The organism is Hyphomonas atlantica corrig. (assembly GCF_017795365.1).
Taxonomy (GTDB): Bacteria; Pseudomonadota; Alphaproteobacteria; order Caulobacterales; family Hyphomonadaceae; genus Hyphomonas; species Hyphomonas atlantica.
In genome coordinates, this window is record NZ_CP051254.1 from 3,195,254 (window position 1) to 3,210,050 (window position 14,797).

At 59.4% G+C, this 14,797-nt stretch carries 16 protein-coding genes; 7 read left to right on the forward strand and 9 right to left on the reverse strand.

What is annotated here, in order from left to right; genetic code table 11:
• Window positions 1-3: 3 nt before the first annotated feature.
• From HF931_RS15255 to HF931_RS15285, 7 genes are all read right to left on the reverse strand, one after another.
• Window positions 4-900, reverse strand: a complete 897-nt coding sequence (locus HF931_RS15255) for a polyprenyl synthetase family protein (protein WP_035553287.1) — start codon at window positions 898-900, stop codon at window positions 4-6.
• Window positions 901-912: 12 nt separating this feature from the next.
• Complete coding sequence (locus HF931_RS15260; protein ID WP_035553284.1) at window positions 913-1,158, reverse strand: exodeoxyribonuclease VII small subunit; 246 nt, start codon at window positions 1,156-1,158, stop codon at window positions 913-915.
• A gap of 78 nt (window positions 1,159-1,236) precedes the next feature.
• Window positions 1,237-1,839, reverse strand: a complete 603-nt coding sequence (locus tag HF931_RS15265) for a histidine phosphatase family protein (protein WP_273240891.1) — start codon at window positions 1,837-1,839, stop codon at window positions 1,237-1,239.
• Between the two features lie 128 nt (window positions 1,840-1,967).
• The gene (lepB, locus tag HF931_RS15270; protein ID WP_273240893.1) at window positions 1,968-2,822 is read right to left on the reverse strand and encodes a signal peptidase I; all 855 of its coding nucleotides are present in this window, start codon (window positions 2,820-2,822) and stop codon (window positions 1,968-1,970) included.
• Between the two features lie 106 nt (window positions 2,823-2,928).
• A complete protein-coding gene (locus HF931_RS15275) occupies window positions 2,929-3,993 on the reverse strand; it encodes an MBL fold metallo-hydrolase (protein ID WP_273240895.1) in 1,065 nt (354 codons plus the stop codon).
• A 48-nt stretch (window positions 3,994-4,041) separates the two neighbouring features.
• Entirely contained in the window at window positions 4,042-4,533 is a 492-nt protein-coding gene (locus HF931_RS15280; protein ID WP_273011188.1) for a gluconokinase, read from the reverse strand.
• Window positions 4,530-5,519 (reverse strand): pseudouridine synthase, encoded by a 990-nt coding sequence (locus tag HF931_RS15285; protein WP_273240897.1) that lies wholly within the window; start codon window positions 5,517-5,519, stop codon window positions 4,530-4,532. The genes HF931_RS15280 and HF931_RS15285 overlap by 4 nt, the downstream gene beginning before the upstream one ends.
• 125 nt (window positions 5,520-5,644) lie before the next feature.
• On the opposite strand from HF931_RS15285, the gene HF931_RS15290 reads away from it, so the two are divergent.
• Window positions 5,645-6,826 (forward strand): MFS transporter, encoded by a 1,182-nt coding sequence (locus HF931_RS15290; RefSeq protein ID WP_273240899.1) that lies wholly within the window; start codon window positions 5,645-5,647, stop codon window positions 6,824-6,826.
• Here the strand turns inward: HF931_RS15290 and HF931_RS15295 are convergent, their stop codons facing one another.
• Complete coding sequence (locus HF931_RS15295; RefSeq protein WP_273240901.1) at window positions 6,827-8,599, reverse strand: acyl-CoA dehydrogenase; 1,773 nt, start codon at window positions 8,597-8,599, stop codon at window positions 6,827-6,829. It lies immediately after the preceding gene.
• 123 nt (window positions 8,600-8,722) lie between these two features.
• Here HF931_RS15295 and HF931_RS15300 point away from each other — a divergent pair, with 123 nt between their 5' ends.
• Genes HF931_RS15300 through HF931_RS15325 form a run of 6 tightly spaced genes read left to right on the forward strand, consistent with a single transcriptional unit; the run spans window position 8,723 to window position 14,138 of the window.
• Window positions 8,723-9,448, forward strand: a complete 726-nt coding sequence (locus HF931_RS15300) for a YceI family protein (protein ID WP_272982906.1) — start codon at window positions 8,723-8,725, stop codon at window positions 9,446-9,448.
• A gap of 17 nt (window positions 9,449-9,465) precedes the next feature.
• A complete protein-coding gene (locus tag HF931_RS15305) occupies window positions 9,466-10,665 on the forward strand; it encodes a cytochrome b/b6 domain-containing protein (RefSeq protein ID WP_273240903.1) in 1,200 nt (399 codons plus the stop codon).
• Window positions 10,666-10,712: 47 nt separating this feature from the next.
• Complete coding sequence (locus tag HF931_RS15310; protein ID WP_273240905.1) at window positions 10,713-11,651, forward strand: L-threonylcarbamoyladenylate synthase; 939 nt, start codon at window positions 10,713-10,715, stop codon at window positions 11,649-11,651.
• A 58-nt stretch (window positions 11,652-11,709) separates the two neighbouring features.
• On the forward strand, window positions 11,710-13,119 hold the full coding sequence (locus HF931_RS15315; RefSeq protein ID WP_273240907.1) for an FAD-binding oxidoreductase: 1,410 nt from the start codon (window positions 11,710-11,712) through the stop codon (window positions 13,117-13,119).
• A gap of 60 nt (window positions 13,120-13,179) precedes the next feature.
• A complete protein-coding gene (locus HF931_RS15320) occupies window positions 13,180-13,488 on the forward strand; it encodes a hypothetical protein (RefSeq protein WP_273240910.1) in 309 nt (102 codons plus the stop codon).
• A gap of 8 nt (window positions 13,489-13,496) precedes the next feature.
• The gene (locus HF931_RS15325) at window positions 13,497-14,138 is read left to right on the forward strand and encodes a hypothetical protein (protein ID WP_273240911.1); all 642 of its coding nucleotides are present in this window, start codon (window positions 13,497-13,499) and stop codon (window positions 14,136-14,138) included.
• 1 nt (window position 14,139) lies between these two features.
• On the opposite strand, the gene HF931_RS15330 is transcribed toward HF931_RS15325, so the two are convergent.
• Window positions 14,140-14,796: an HAD family hydrolase gene (locus HF931_RS15330; protein WP_035553254.1), complete on the reverse strand. Its 657-nt coding sequence runs from the start codon at window positions 14,794-14,796 to the stop codon at window positions 14,140-14,142.
• Window position 14,797 lies beyond the last annotated feature (1 nt).

Here is a 14,797-nt window from a genome sequence, read left to right on the forward strand (position 1 = left end):
ATCTTAATGTGTTCTATCGAGCACAAAATCGACCGATTGCAGCAGTATATGGGCTTTTTCGCGAAAAATTGCGAGGTGTTCCTTCGCTTGTGCAGCCAAAATACTCACGCGTTCGCGGGCGCCGTCTATCCCCAAAAGGGTAACAAAATTGGCTTTTCCTGCGGCATCGTCAGTCCGCAACGGTTTGCCAACCGCGTCCTCGTCGCCTGTAGCATCGAGTAGGTCATCGGCAATCTGGTAAGCCAGTCCAAGATCATTGGAGAAGCCCGCCAGCGCGTTGCGCTCAGCCTCTCTCGCACGACCGATGATGGCTGCGGCCTCTGTCGCATAGGAGATCAGCGCGCCGGTTTTCAGGCGCTGCATGCGTGTAATCGTATTCAGGTCCCGCGGACTGTCTGATTCCAGCATATCGATCATCTGGCCGCCCACCATGCCGCGCGCGCCGGACGCATCCGCCAGTCGTTCAATCAGCAATGCGCGCACAGACGCATCATCATGCGTTTCTGAGGAAGCAAGGATCTTGAAAGCAAGGGTGAGTAATGCGTCCCCAGCCAGGACCGCCGTAGCCTCATCAAACGCCTTGTGCACCGTTGGTTGGCCACGCCGAAAATCGTCATCATCCATACAAGGCAAATCATCATGGACGAGGGAATAACAATGCACGCATTCCAGCGCCGCGGCCGCCCTCAGCAGCGTCTTCTCCGGCGCGTCAAACATGGCTCCTGTCTCCAGCAGGAAGAACGGACGCATCCGCTTCCCATTGGCGAGCGCAGCGTGGCGCATGGCCCGCATCAAATCTGCTTCGGGCCCGCCTGCGGGAGGTATCAGCTGGTCCAGCGCCACCGTGACCCGATCGGCCACCTCTTTCAGGCGCTGTTCAAAGTCCTGGGCTTCGCCCATAGCGACGCCCCTCTAATCAAAACTGGCAGGTTCTGTGGTCGGCCCATTGGCCCCTTGCACGATCTGCTCGACTTTCAACTCAGCAGATTTCAGACGAGATTCGCAATGTGCCTTCAGCGCGGCGCCACGTTCATAGATCGCTATGGATTTTTCCAGCTCGACCTCGCCCGCCTCCAATTGGCGCACGATCACCTCAAGCTCTGCAAGAGCTTCCTCGAAGGTCAATTTATCGACAGGTTTTTGCGTCGCATCAGCCATTCGTCGGCCTCATCTTTTCTTGTAATTCTCGTGACACTAGAGCGGTGACCTGAGGTCTACAACCGTTTCCGAACCAGATCACCGGTATTCATAGACGCGGAAACTCCAATAGGCATCGCCGCCATCATAGGTGCATTTCCACCCCAGCTTCTTCATTTCCGGGCGCAGCATGCGATTGAACCATCCATGAGCGGCCAGATATACCTTGCCTTCACTTGAGGCCTCATCAAGTTTTGACGCCGCGGATGCGGCCCGCTGGCGCGCCTGCTTCACGCTCTCCCCATCAAGCGCGTGACCATTCAGCCAAGCTGCGCGCGCGAGGATATTCCATGTTTTCGGCAAGTACCGAACGCCGGGTAGCAATGGTGGCGGCAACGGCGCCTCGTTGAATACCGGATCGAACAGGGCCTGCATGTGAGGCGCGGCATGCGCAGCAGTCTGCTGCGCTCTCAAACGCGCCGATGCGAACACGATGTCGGCATCCGCGACCGCCTCAACCAGCTTCTGCGGCGGGGACTGGTCTTCTGCCAATGGGCCGATTTCATATCGCTCCCACCAGTCACGATACTGTTTCCAGTTCAGGCGCGGTCCCGCCGTTCGGTCCAGCGCAGGCCGCCCGTGACGCGATATGATGATCGGACCGCGCTTCCGGTCTGTCGATGTCGTGTCTGGCATCGCCATACAGGTAAATACTCGTTTTTCTGCGGGCCCCGTGACCACTTGTTACAATTTGCCCTAACGGGGTTGCCCCCATGCGGCAAGATACGTTTCCGCTCAAGCAGCGATAAGGGGCAGTCTGATCGCCAGGATCAAAGGCCTTTCCACACCCGTTTGCGGCATGGTTCCTCGTCCTGAAGCTTGCACTTATGGAAGCTGACGAGAACCGTTTCGGCCCGTCCGATAAGATGATCCATGGGGACAAAGCCGATGGATGCGAGATTTGCCGGCACGCGCGGCTGACAGCCTGCCTGGTCGATAACACCATCAATCGCCGGGCAATGGCCACTCGGGAAGCGGCTATCCAGCGAATTGTCCCGATTGTCGCCCATCATGAAAACATGCCCCTCGGGGACAATGAACAAATCTGTATTGTCGCCGCGACCGCCTTTTTCCTGACGATGAGTAACCCAGCTCTTGTCGCCGATTGTCTCGCGCCATTCGTGCGATGTACCAATCGCGACATCGTTGTGCGGCACGAAGCGAACCGTCCGCAAATATTCAGTTTCGACCGGTTCCCCATTCAGGAACAATTGCTCACCGATCAGCTGCACCTGGTCGCCCGGCAAGCCGATCAGTCGCTTGATCATCACACGGCCAGTGTGCGGGTGCTCAAAAACAACCACATCACCCCGCGTCGGCGTGCTGGCGAAAATTCGCCCTTCTGGCAGCGGAATATAGCGCCCCATGGAGAACGGTAGAGAGTAACGGTCGTATCCGTAGGCGAATTTCGCCACGGCTACCCGGTCCGTAACCTGCAGTGTCGGCACCATGCTTTCCGACGGAATCACGCGCTGTTCATAGGCCAGGCCAGAAAACAACAGGAACACGGGCACGAACACGGCGAGTGTCGACGCCCATTCGCGAAGCTCTTGCTTCAACTTGGCACCGAGACTTGGCGACTCGACGGGTTCGTCCTGCTCCGCGGTGTTACCGTCTGTTGCCATGTATCCCTCTTGCATCGCCTTCGTGAAGTCCAAAACTGTTTAGACGAAAGACTGTGCAAATGCGAAGGCGAAAACATGCCCGGCGCTGCAAAAGCTGGGGGAACGGCTAGTTTAGGCTGTAAAGGTCAATACCGGTCTCATTGCGCGCGACGGAGACGTCTCCACGATAGATCAGGTAATTCAGGTGCGCCAGCGCTTCGCCCGTCGCCATGCCAACCTCATCATCCGCAATTGCCCGCCCGAACAGGGTCGTAAAGGAATCGACCGCCTTCATCTCTCCCCGCCCAAGACGCTGGATGAGCCGCTCAAGTGCCACATGGTGACCGTCAATCAGATGCTGCAACCGCTTGTGCGCTCCAATGAATGGCTCATTGTGCGCTGGCAGCACCAGCACATCTTCCGGCAGGTGCTGCTTCAGCTTCTCACAACTCTCCAACCAGTCCAGCAGCGGATTGGCAGCCGGCTCCGTCGGATGCACGGAGACATTCGACGAAATCCTGGGCAGCAATTGGTCACCCGACATCAGGATATTCAAGGAGGGAGAGTAGAGACACGCATGCTCAGGGGAGTGACCGCTGCCGGTAACAACTTCCCAAACCTCGCCCGCCATCTCGAACGTGTCGCCATCGACCAATCTACGGAATGAATCCGGCAAAGGCATCACGCCCCGCCCAAAGCCGCCGAACTTTTCCTTGTACTGGTCCAGTTGCGCCTTGTTCCAACCGGCACGAAGGTAGAAATCGAGCCCCGCCTTCGGGGCGCTACGCCCAGTATCAGACACCAGCATGCGGCACGTCGTGTACTCCAGCCGCGTCATCCAGAGTTCAGCGCCCCATTTGTGACAGAGCCACCCCGCTGTGCCGATATGGTCGGGATGCATATGGGTCACGATCACGCGCTTCAGCGGCTTTTGCTCGCTTACCCGGTCAGCGAGCAGGTTGCGCCAGACATCGCGGGTTTCATCATAGGGAATCCCGGTGTCGATAATGGTCCAGCCGTCGCCGTCATCAACCAGCCAGACATTGATGAATTTGAGAGAGAAGTGCAGCGGCATGGCGAGCCAGAAAAGGCCGGGCGCTATTTCCTTCACCTCACCTGGCGCTGGCGGCGACTGCCCGTAAGGATATTCGAGTCGAGGCCGTTTTGGCTTGCTGATTTCTGTACCGTCCATGATGGGAGGATACGCAGCTTCTCAGCCCCGTCGAGCCGTACCGCAAGGTCATCCCTGCGCAAGACGCTCCTGAATCGCCGCCACCAAGTCTTCGGGACTCGCCGTTCCATCCACGCGCAGAACATCTTCAGGCAGCTGCAGCGCTTCGAGTTGGCTATCGAGCAGCGAGACCGGCATGAAATGGTCTGCGCGGGCCGAAATCCGCCGCGCCAGCTCTTCCTTTGGAACGTCTAGCAATACGAACCGGCAGCGCCGCCCGCTTTGGGCCTTCAAGCCATTCTGCACAAAAGAGGTCAGCGCAGAGCAAGCCAGAACAACATGTTCAGCACGCATGTCCGCCGATGCGCGGCACATGTCCCGCACCCAGTCTTCACGGTCGGTATCGGTAAGCGGTGTGCCCGACGCCATCTTCTGTTTGTTTGCCGCTGAATGATACTCGTCCGCTTCCATGAAAGGCCACCCGGTCGCGGCGGACAGCGCCTCGGCAATCGAGGTTTTGCCACTGCCGGCAACCCCCATGATGACGATCAGGTCTCTCACTTGATGGGGGTACGCTTGCGCGGTTTCAGTTTGGTACGCTTGAACTTTTCTCCCTTCAGCGGAGATACGCGCTTGTCGCCCGTTGTCGCGCCGGGCTTGCTGTCGCGCCGGGGCGCAGAGGCTCCAGCCCGCCGCAGCGGCTTGCCTGCGCCTTGGGGACGCTCATCCCGCGCGGGCCGCCCCGACCGCTCTGGTTTGTCTGGCCTCGGCTTGCGGGCACGGGGCGCGTCACCATTCAGCAAAGCAGAGCGTTCGCGGCTGCTGATCGGACGCCATTTGCCTTCCGGCAGCCCCGCCAATTCAAGCGGCCCAACGCGCACCCGCATCAGGTCCACAACACGTAGCTCCACCAATTGGCACATTCGCCGGATCTGTCGATTGCGGCCTTCACGAAGAATGAATTTCAGTTCCTGAGGCTTTACCGGCTCAACAATAGCGGGCTTCAACTGACGACCATCCAGCTCCAATCCGTGGCGCAGCGTGTCCAGCTTTTCGGGCGTCACATCGCCCTTCACCTTGACCAGGTATTCCTTGTCCAACTCGCTTTCCGGCCCGATCACGGCCTTCGCCAGAACGCCGTCCTCTGACAGGATAAGCAATCCGCGGGAATCCTTGTCGAGCCGCCCAAGCGGAGCGAGCTTGTTGTAACGCCCCGGAATGGCGTGACTTTTTCCCGACAGGCTGTCTGCCGTCAGCAGGCGCACCGCTGGAATCTCGTCACCTTCCGGCGTACCCGATACGATGCCGACCGGCTTGTGGAACAGGATGGACAATTGATTATCAAGGCGGCGTGACGCCTTTTGCGCCAGGAAGACGGTTTGCCCCGTCTCAACCTTTTGCCCGGACACGGCACGCTCGCCATCCACCTTTACCAGGCCCTGCTCAATCAGCGAGTCCGCTTCCCGGCGAGAGCATACGCCTTCCAGAGCCAACCATTTGTTGATCCGCAAAGGCTCGTCGCCGGAATAGGTTTTCGTCCAAGCCATTGCGTGCTGCGCCTCCTGCAGGGTTGCTGCCCGTCATATCGACCTGTCAGACGCGTCGCAACTCGCGGTCGACATTCTGCAGCATTTCCGGCATAGGCGGGCGCCCAATCGAGAAAGCCAGCCTCATGCCGAACACGCAATACGCAGCGCCCGGAATTGCGTTCGCCCTCATTGTGATGGGCACGATCCTGAGCCTTGCGGGAACCGACCTTGTCTTGCCGGCCGTTCCGTCGCTTCCCGAAACGTTGAGCGGCAGCCAGGCAATGGCCCAACTCGTGCTGGCAGCGTTTGTGGCAGGCGGATGCATCGGACTGCTGGCGTTCGGTGAGCTTGGGGCACGTGTCGACCAGCGCACGCTTCTGGTCTGGTCGTTGGTTTCCTATGCGATTGTCTCTCTCGCCTGCATGTTCGCCCCCAGCCTGCCTGCGCTTGTCTGTCTCCGCTTCGTCCAGGGTCTTACCGGCGCAGCCGCTGCCGTGTTTGCTCCGGGCATGATCCGCGCATTGTACTCGGAAGAAAAAGCTGTTGGTGCGCTCGGCTTCATGGCGAGCATCGAATCCCTGATTCCGGCACTAGCACCCGTTGTCGGCGTCTGGCTGCTGATCGGCTTTGGATGGAAGAGCTCATTCCTTGTGCTCGGTGTGCTCAGCCTGATCGTCGCAGGCCTCGTCGCGCTTCTGCGCCACCGCATGCCACCGCCGCCCTCGACCCGCGTACCGGGCAGCTATCTGCGACATCTCACCAATCCGACATTCCTGCGCTATGCGCTCAGCCAGGCCTTCACTCTGGGCGGTCTGCTCATCTTCGTTTTCGGCGCACCAGCCATGATCACGAAAGGGCTGGACGGCACCCTGAACGATTTCATCATCATGCAGGTGACCGGTATTTCCTTCTTCATTGCAGGATCAAACCTTGCGGGCAGGCTGACGCAAAAATTTGGTCCGGAACCAATGATCCTGTTCGGCTCCGCCATGTCGGCGTGCGGGCTGCTGGGTGTCCTCCTGTTCGCACTTATCGGCGGTTCGGAACCTCTCTTTCTGGCGCTCTTGTTTATCCCCGTAAACCTTGGCCTTGGTTTTCGCGGCCCCCCGGGATTTTTCCGGGCCGTGATCGCGGCGCGCGGCGATGATGCTCGCGGATCGGCGCTTGTGCTCGTGGCCATCCTCGTCACGGCAGCGGCCGGAACGGCGATTGCCGCCCCGGTTGTCACGCTTGGCATGGCACCACTGGCCGCCGTCGCAGCGGCGGTATCGTGCGCCTCGGTGCTCTGCCTGATCGCTTTACCGAAGCTGCGCCTGCAAGCCTGATCAGGCGATACCGAACAAGGCTTCGCTGTTCTCCAGAAAAGGGGAGCCGCCGTCGGTAATGCCAGACACACGTCCCGGCGCCGTCGCCAGAACGGTCTCGGCAAAGAACCCCGCCAAGGCCAGTTGCCGCGCCCGGAAGCTGCCTTCCTCGCCACGTGCCGCAACGGCTGCGCGCGTCAGGAAATGTCCCCCGATCACGTCGCCCGCAAGCGCAAGATAGGCTGTTGCTCCAGCGAGGGCTTTTTCCTGATCGCGGTCCTTCATCGCCTCCAGCATCCAGTCGCTCGCCTCCCGCAGCGCATCAGCGCCCGCCCGCAGACGGTCCGCAATCTGAACCAGCTGCGGATCATTCGTCGCACGCGCAGACGCCGCCGTCGCCTCGACTTCGCCTAACATGACACGCATGGATTCACCATTCGTGCCGGACAGTTTGCGCCCGACCAGGTCAATCGCCTGAATACCGTTTGTACCCTCATAGATGGGCGCAATGCGCGAGTCCCGATAAAGCTGGCCCGCCAGCGTTTCGTTCATGAACCCCATGCCGCCGTGAATCTGCACACCAAGGCTCGCCACGTCGACGCCCATGTCCGTACACCACGCTTTCGCGATGGGCGTCAGCAGATCTTCCCGCATCTTTGCCGCAGCGCGGGTCTCTTCATCCGGCGCCGCCTCTGCGAGGTCTGCCGCCACACCACAAGCATAACAGATGGACCGAGCAGCCGCCACGCGGGCGCGCATTGTCGTCAGGGTACGGCGTACATCAGCGTGGTGAAGGATCGGGGCGGGGCCATCCACACCAGTCGCCTTGCCCTGCTTGCGTTCCTGCGCATAGTCGAACGCCGTCTGATAAGCGGCTTCACCCACAGCGACACCCTCAAGGCCGACATTCAGACGGGCTGAGTTCATCATGGTGAACATGCAGGCCAAGCCCTTGTTCTCCTGACCGATCAACCAGCCTGTTGCGCCATCATACTCCATCACGCAGGTCGGCGAGGCGTGAATGCCCATCTTCTTTTCAAGGCCAATACACTTCACTGCGTTCCGTTCGCCTAGACTACCGTCGGCATTGACCATCATTTTCGGAACGATGAACAGCGAGATTCCGCGAGACCCTTCAGGCGCGTCCGGCAAGCGGGCAAGCACCAGATGGATGATGTTCTCGGCCACGTCATGATCGCCCCAGGTGATATAGATCTTCTGGCCCGTGATCGCGTAGCTGCCATCCTCATTCGGAATCGCTTTCGTCTTCAGCGCGCCGACATCTGATCCGGCCTGCGGCTCAGTCAAATTCATCGTGCCGGTCCAGTTTCCGGCAACAAGGTTTGGCAGATAGGTCTGTTTCTGCTCGTCCGTGCCGTGCGCGATCAGCGCTTCGATCGCTCCGAAGCTCAGCATCGGGCAGAGGCCGAAGGACATGTTCGCCGCGTGAAACATTTCCATGACCGCCAGGGCGAGCGCCTTTGGGAGGCCTTGCCCGCCCCATTCCTCGGGTGCGGACAAACCCATCCAGCCGCCATCGCGGAACTGGGCATAGGCATCGGCAAAGCCTGGCGCAGCCTTCACGCCTTCATCGGTCAGTTGTGCGCCATGCGCGTCGCCCACGGTATTGAGCGGCGCAAGAACATCCCGCGCCAGCTTGTTTGCTTCTTCGAGGATTGGCGAGATCAATTCCGGGTCGTAATTGCCAAATGGCTCCAAACCTTCAAGCCGGGACAGGTCCGCTACAGATTGCAGCGCGAACGCCATGTCGTTTAGCGGCGCTTCATAAGCCATGCATTTCTCCCAGAATCCGAATAGGTCATATTTAGATGAGCATTTAGCGCGGGGATGGCACGACGCCAACTGCGCCCTATAATCACGGTTACCCTCTACCAGAAACTCCAGGAGACTTCATCCATGCGTAAATCCCTTCTTACGGTATCTCTCTTCGCCCTCGCCGCCTGTGGGGCGGCTGAAACCACCGCCCCCGCAGCCGAGGCCGAAGCGCAAACTGTCGAAACCGCTGAAGCCACGGCAGCGCCGGCGGAAGAAGTCGCTCCGGAAATCGGCCCAGCTGGCACCTACACCCTGGACCCGACACACGCCTCACTCGTCTGGACAGTCAACCATTTCGGCCTGTCAAACTATACCGCCCGTTTCACGAAATTCGACGCAACGCTTGAATTCAATCCCGATGATGCCAGCGCGACTTCGCTGACCGTCACAATCGACCCGACATCCGTCGAAACAGACTACCCGGGTGACTTCAAGGCGACTCATGCCGACTCGCCGTACGACACATTTGATGAGGAGATCGCTCAGGACGCCGGTTACTTCAACGCTGGCGAATACCCGGAAATCACCTTCACATCGACAGAGATCACCCAGACCGGCCCATCCACCGGCACGGTCACCGGAGACCTGACATTCCTGGGCGTGACCAAGCCTGTCACCCTGGACGTGACCTACAATGGCACCGCCACCTTCCCATGGGCACCGGAACAACCGAAAATCGGCTTCTCCGCAACAGGCTCTTTCAACCGGTCAGCCTTCGGTCTTGAGAAACTGGTCCCGAATGTGGGCGACGAGGTCAATCTCACGATCGAAACCGAGTTCGCAATGGCCGCACCAGCTGCTGAATAAGTCGACCGACAGACCCGATGAAAAAAGTATCTGCCAGATACACGACCGTCGCCATCATCCTTCATTGGGTGATGGCGGCCCTCATCCTGTTCATGATCTGGCTTGGCTGGAACATGGATGGCAACGAAGCGCGCTATCAGCTTCACAAATCCATCGGGATCACATTGCTGTTCCTGACAGTCACGCGGATCCTCTGGCGCGCCGCGAATCCACCGCCGCCCTTGCCGGAAGAAATGCCCGCGCACGAGAAACTGGCATCGCACCTGGTCCACATGGCTTTCTATGGCCTGATGCTCATCCTGCCGCTCGCAGGCTGGGTACTTGTCTCGACCTCCAAGTTCAAAGTGCCCACCGTTCTGTTCGGGTCGATCAGCTGGCCGCACCTGCCCGCACCGGATTTCCTGCGTGGCGACATTGCTCACACACTCATCGAGACCATTCACTCCAAAGGGGCCTGGCTGCTGATCATCCTGTTGGTTCTGCATGTCGCAGGAGCTGTGAAACATGAAATTGGCGGTGAGGATGGCGTACTGAAGAAAATGCTGCCGGGCCTGTTCGGAAAGCCCGCCGCACCAAAAACCGCTCGCGGTTATGTACGCGCGTTCGGTGTTTCCGCTGTTGCCTTCGCGCTGATCGCGCTCATCCCGCTGGCAACTTCCGCTCCATCCGGAAGCTCAGAATCCTCAAACAATAACTCTTCGGCGACGACTGACGCGCCGCTGGAGCCAAATTGGGACGTCAACTACGACGCCTCTGAAATCCGCTTCACCGGTATCTATGATGGCAACGAGTTCACCGGCACCTTTGGCAGCTGGACGGCCGATGTAGAGTTCTATCCGGACGACCTCGCTTCATCGCAAGTTCTGGTCATGGTCGAAACGGCGACAGCTGACGCTGGCAAGAAGCTCTACAATGACAGCCTGAAAGGGCCGGAATGGTTCGACACGAACACCTTTCCGACTGCGCGCATTCGTCTGACAGACTTCCAGGAAACCGGCGAGGGCTACACCGCTGATGCCGTCATCACGCTGAAAACAGAGCTGGTCACCGTACCGCTCACCTTCACGCTGGATATTGAGGGCGACACAGCGCGCCTCGATGCCTCGGCGGTGATGAGCCGAAAGGCCTTCAATCTCGGCCAAGCGTCTGATCCGGCAGCAACATGGGTCGGAGAAGATATCACCGTCACGGTGACTGGGACCGCGACCCGCAAATAGTGCAGCGGCGGCTTCCGGGGCCGCCGCGCCAATGCTAAGTCCCGCGCATGACTGCCATCGCGCCCATCAGTTCCGGCCCCATCGACCTTGCGATCAGCTTCCTGCGTAAGGGCGGTCTCGTCGCCATGCCGACAGAGACAGTCTACGGGCTCGCCTGTGATGCGGCGAACCCTGACGCCGTAACCCGGCTCTACACAGCCAAGGGCAGGCCGCGCTTCAATCCGCTGATCGCCCATGTCGCAAGTCTCGACATGGCGCAAAAGGAAGCGGTCTTCTCCGAAACGGCGCTCGCGCTGGCAAGCGCCTTCTGGCCAGGACCGTTGACGATCGTGCTTCCCGTCGCGCCAACGGGGACCGTCTGCGACCTTGCCCGCTCCGGACTGGAGACCATTGCCCTCCGCATGCCGGCGCATCCCGGCGCGCGCCAGTTGATCTCCGGCTTCGGCCGTCCTGTCGTCGCGCCGTCCGCCAACAGGTCAGGGCATATCAGCCCGACCCGCGCGGATCACGTCAATGCTGACCTTGATGGTAAGCTGGATCTGATTCTGGATGGCGGCCCGTGCAAACAAGGCATCGAGTCCACCATTGTGTCCTTCGTCGGCGACCGCCCCGTCCTGCTTCGAGCTGGCGCCGTGGAAACATCCGCACTTGAGGCTTTCCTCGGCGCTCCGCTTGCCCGTGCGGGCGAGGAGGACGGCATTACTGCGCCAGGTCAGTTGAAAAGCCACTACGCGCCACATGCCCGCATGCGCCTCGACGCCGACGCCCCTGAAGAAGGGGAGGCCTGGCTCGGCTTCGGCTCAGACACCCACGGCGGCGCGAATTTGTCACCAGAAGGAAGCCTCTCCGAAGCGGCGGCAAATCTCTTCGCCATGTTGCGCCAACTCGATGCGGTGGCTGACAGGATCGCCGTGGCCCGCATTCCCAATGAAGGTCTGGGCGAAGCCATCAATGACCGTCTCGCGCGCGCCGCTCATCGCGACTGACCCAATGCCCCCTGTTTGGTCATCGCATTCACGCTTCAGAATGGTTAGAATGTCCCACATGACACAGCTCAGCCCCGACTTTCTCTCTGCCGCAAAAAGCCTGCTCGGTCCGAAAGGGTGGAGCACGGAGGCAGAAGACCTCGAAAAGGTCGTCAGCCCCTGGCGCGGGACCTACAAGGGCGAAACACCGTTCCTCGCGAGGCCAGCGACAACCGTAGAAACGGCAGAGTTGGTGAAGCTCTGCAATCAGCACGGCGTTGCGATCACACCGCAAGGCGGCAATACAGGTCTGGTCGATGCAGGCACACCTCACGGCGAAATCTGCATTTCCATGCAACGTATGAATGCGGTTCGGTCGCTGGATGCCTTCAACAACTCAATGGTCATCGAAGCAGGCGCGCCACTCGTCACTGCGCAGCAGGCGGCCGAAGACGCCAAACGGCTCTTCCCGCTCTCGCTCGGCTCTGAAGGCACAGCAACCATTGGCGGTCTTATCTCTACCAACGCTGGCGGTGTAGCGGTCCTGCGCTATGGGATGATGCGAGATCTGATCCTCGGGCTTGAAGTTGTTTTACCTACCGGCGAAATCTGGAATGGCTTGTCCGGCTTGCGCAAGAACAATACTGGCTATGATCTCAAGCAGCTGTTCGCAGGCGCGGAAGGCACGCTTGGCATCATCACAGCGGCAACCCTCAAACTCTTCCCGCAAGTGCAACGCGCCAGCGCCTGGGTGACCTGCGCGTCTACGGACGATGTGGTCAAACTGCTCGCTCTTGTCCGTGATCATGCGGGCGACACTGTGACCAGCTTCGAGATCATTCCGGCAAATGCTGTTGCCATGGTGCAGGCAGACGTACCGGACACGCGCGACCCGTTACCTTCGGACCTGCCATGGCGCGTCTTGATGGAAGTCTCCATGTCGCGGGAAGATCATGCCCGCGACGTACTGGAAGGCGCCCTGGCATCGGCCTATGAATCCAATCTCGTCGCCGATGCCGTGATTGCCGAAAGCGTCGCGCAGGCCGACAGCTTTTGGCACATTCGCGAAACTATCCCGCTTTCCAAGCGCGCCTATGGCACAGCGCTCAATCAGGATATCTCCGTTCCGATCAGCCGTATTCCGGACTTCATCAAGGCCTGCAATCAAGCGGTGCTTGAGCAAGTGCCAACAGCGGAGTTCGTGATTTTCGGACATGTGGGTGACGGGAACCTGCATTACTCCGTCTGCGAACCGGGCAATGCGGCCCAGCCTGTTCTGCGCGGACAGGATGCGGCAGTGTTTCGTATCATCTATGATCAGGTGATGAGCTTCGACGGCTCCATCAGCGCCGAGCATGGAGTCGGGCGCCTGAAGCGGGACGAGTTGGAACGTATCCGCCCCAAGGCCGCCACCGAAGCGATGCGCGCCATCAAGCGCGCACTCGACCCGGCCAATATCATGAATCCCGGCCGCGTCATCAACACCTGATTTCTGCTTGAGTTCGCTGGAAATGCCGATAGCCTTCCCTCGGAAGGGGAGACGTATCTTATGCGCTACACGATTTTTACGCTCGGCACGCTGGCACTGACGACTGCTTGCAATCAACCCTCGCCGCCCATGGCCGGAGGGCCGTGCAGCTATGAGACGTCCATCATCACGGCAATTGTCACGGAAGTCGATGAGGATGGCGCACTGTTTGAGGGCGATGACGGAGAATTCTGGGTCTCTGACGAATATCTTGGCAGCCTGCCGGAAGTCGGTGAAACCCTTACTTTGAAGCGCGACCGGATTACCGAAGGCACATGCACACCGGAAATGTATTGGGTTGTGGATGCTGACACCAGCGATCAGGACTAGTCTGCCCCATGAAACCGCCCAACAGCGTCGAAAGCTTGTCAGAGTTCGGACGCACACGTTTGTCAAAATCCTTTTTCATGCGCGACTTTCTGTTTTCGGATATCGCTGCAGTTCATCGCTTTTTAAACGCCCCCGACGATCCCGACCTTGCCATCACGGCTGGCACGAAGCTTTGCACGGAACTGCTAGAGCCCCTGCAGGACGTATTCGGTCGCATTGCCATCCGGTCCGCTTACAGATCTCCTGAAGTCAATGGTTTCGGCAACCAGATGCAGCGCGAAAGGAAAAAGGGCTACAATTGCGCATCGAATGAAAGCAATTTCGGACACCATATCTGGGATCGCCGCGACTCAAACGGGCATATGGGCGCGACGGCCTGCATCGTGATCCCCGCATTTTATGACGCGTTCCATGCAGAAGGGGACTGGCAGAAACTGGCTTGGTGGATTCACGACCATTTGCCCTACTCAACCCTGTACTTCTTCCCGAAACTCTGGGCCGTGAACATTCAGTGGCATGAAAAACCGGAACGCAAGATCGACAGCTACACCAAGCCCCGCGGGCGCTTGACTGACCCGACCAAACCGAACCATGCCGGATCACATGAAGCAGACTGGGCCGCGCTGACAGATGTATTCCCGAACGCCTGACCTAGCTGAGCGCAGCAGCAATCTGGGCATGAGAGGCAAACACGCGATGTGCGCCTGCTGACAACAAGCGCTCTCCGAGGCCTGCATCCGCGTGACCGCCACCAACAAACCCCCAGGCCGTCATTCCGGCGGCACGTGCGGCCTTCACGCCGTTCACACTGTCTTCAATCACGACACAATTTTCGGGGCGCGCATTGATTTGCCTTGCCGTATAGAGAAACAGGTCAGGCGCAGGCTTTCCGTTTGTGACCAGGTCGGATGAATAAACATGCGGGGCAAACGCCGCATGGAGCCCGGTCAGCTGAAGCTTCCGCACGAGCTTTGCCGCCTCTGACGAGGAGGCCACCGCTATTGCGCCCGCAAATGCGGCGACTGCGTCCAACACGCCTCCAATTGCGGTCAAATCGGTCTCGAAGCGACGCCATATCTGCGCCTGCAACTGGTCCGCAAAATCCTCCGGCAACGGACGTCCATTGGAAATCGCGTCTGCCGCAAGTGCAGCATGGAAATCCCGATTGTGAAGCCCGACGAAACGCGACACGAACGTCTCAAACGGATAGTCCAGCCCCCAGCCAGACAGCATTTCCCGCTCTACCGCAATGGAAATTGTCTCGGAATCGACCAGCACGCCATCACAGTCAAAGATCAGCGCGTCCATG

What these genes read in the sequence shown, in the direction of transcription:
- HF931_RS15255 (WP_035553287.1), bottom strand. Translation starts at nt 900, where the DNA reads ATGGGCGAAGCCCAGGACTTTGAACAGCGCCTGAAAGAGGTGGCCGAT.
- HF931_RS15285 (WP_273240897.1), bottom strand. Translation starts at nt 5,519, where the DNA reads ATGGCTTGGACGAAAACCTATTCCGGCGACGAGCCTTTGCGGATCAAC.
- HF931_RS15265 (WP_273240891.1), bottom strand. Translation starts at nt 1,839, where the DNA reads ATGGCGATGCCAGACACGACATCGACAGACCGGAAGCGCGGTCCGATC.
- lepB (WP_273240893.1), bottom strand. Translation starts at nt 2,822, where the DNA reads ATGGCAACAGACGGTAACACCGCGGAGCAGGACGAACCCGTCGAGTCG.
- HF931_RS15305 (WP_273240903.1), top strand. Translation starts at nt 9,466, where the DNA reads ATGAAAAAAGTATCTGCCAGATACACGACCGTCGCCATCATCCTTCAT.
- HF931_RS15320 (WP_273240910.1), top strand. Translation starts at nt 13,180, where the DNA reads ATGCGCTACACGATTTTTACGCTCGGCACGCTGGCACTGACGACTGCT.
- HF931_RS15300 (WP_272982906.1), top strand. Translation starts at nt 8,723, where the DNA reads ATGCGTAAATCCCTTCTTACGGTATCTCTCTTCGCCCTCGCCGCCTGT.
- HF931_RS15260 (WP_035553284.1), bottom strand. Translation starts at nt 1,158, where the DNA reads ATGGCTGATGCGACGCAAAAACCTGTCGATAAATTGACCTTCGAGGAA.
- HF931_RS15315 (WP_273240907.1), top strand. Translation starts at nt 11,710, where the DNA reads ATGACACAGCTCAGCCCCGACTTTCTCTCTGCCGCAAAAAGCCTGCTC.
- HF931_RS15330 (WP_035553254.1), bottom strand. Translation starts at nt 14,796, where the DNA reads ATGGACGCGCTGATCTTTGACTGTGATGGCGTGCTGGTCGATTCCGAG.
- HF931_RS15290 (WP_273240899.1), top strand. Translation starts at nt 5,645, where the DNA reads ATGCCGAACACGCAATACGCAGCGCCCGGAATTGCGTTCGCCCTCATT.
- HF931_RS15325 (WP_273240911.1), top strand. Translation starts at nt 13,497, where the DNA reads ATGAAACCGCCCAACAGCGTCGAAAGCTTGTCAGAGTTCGGACGCACA.
- HF931_RS15310 (WP_273240905.1), top strand. Translation starts at nt 10,713, where the DNA reads ATGACTGCCATCGCGCCCATCAGTTCCGGCCCCATCGACCTTGCGATC.
- HF931_RS15275 (WP_273240895.1), bottom strand. Translation starts at nt 3,993, where the DNA reads ATGGACGGTACAGAAATCAGCAAGCCAAAACGGCCTCGACTCGAATAT.
- HF931_RS15295 (WP_273240901.1), bottom strand. Translation starts at nt 8,599, where the DNA reads ATGGCTTATGAAGCGCCGCTAAACGACATGGCGTTCGCGCTGCAATCT.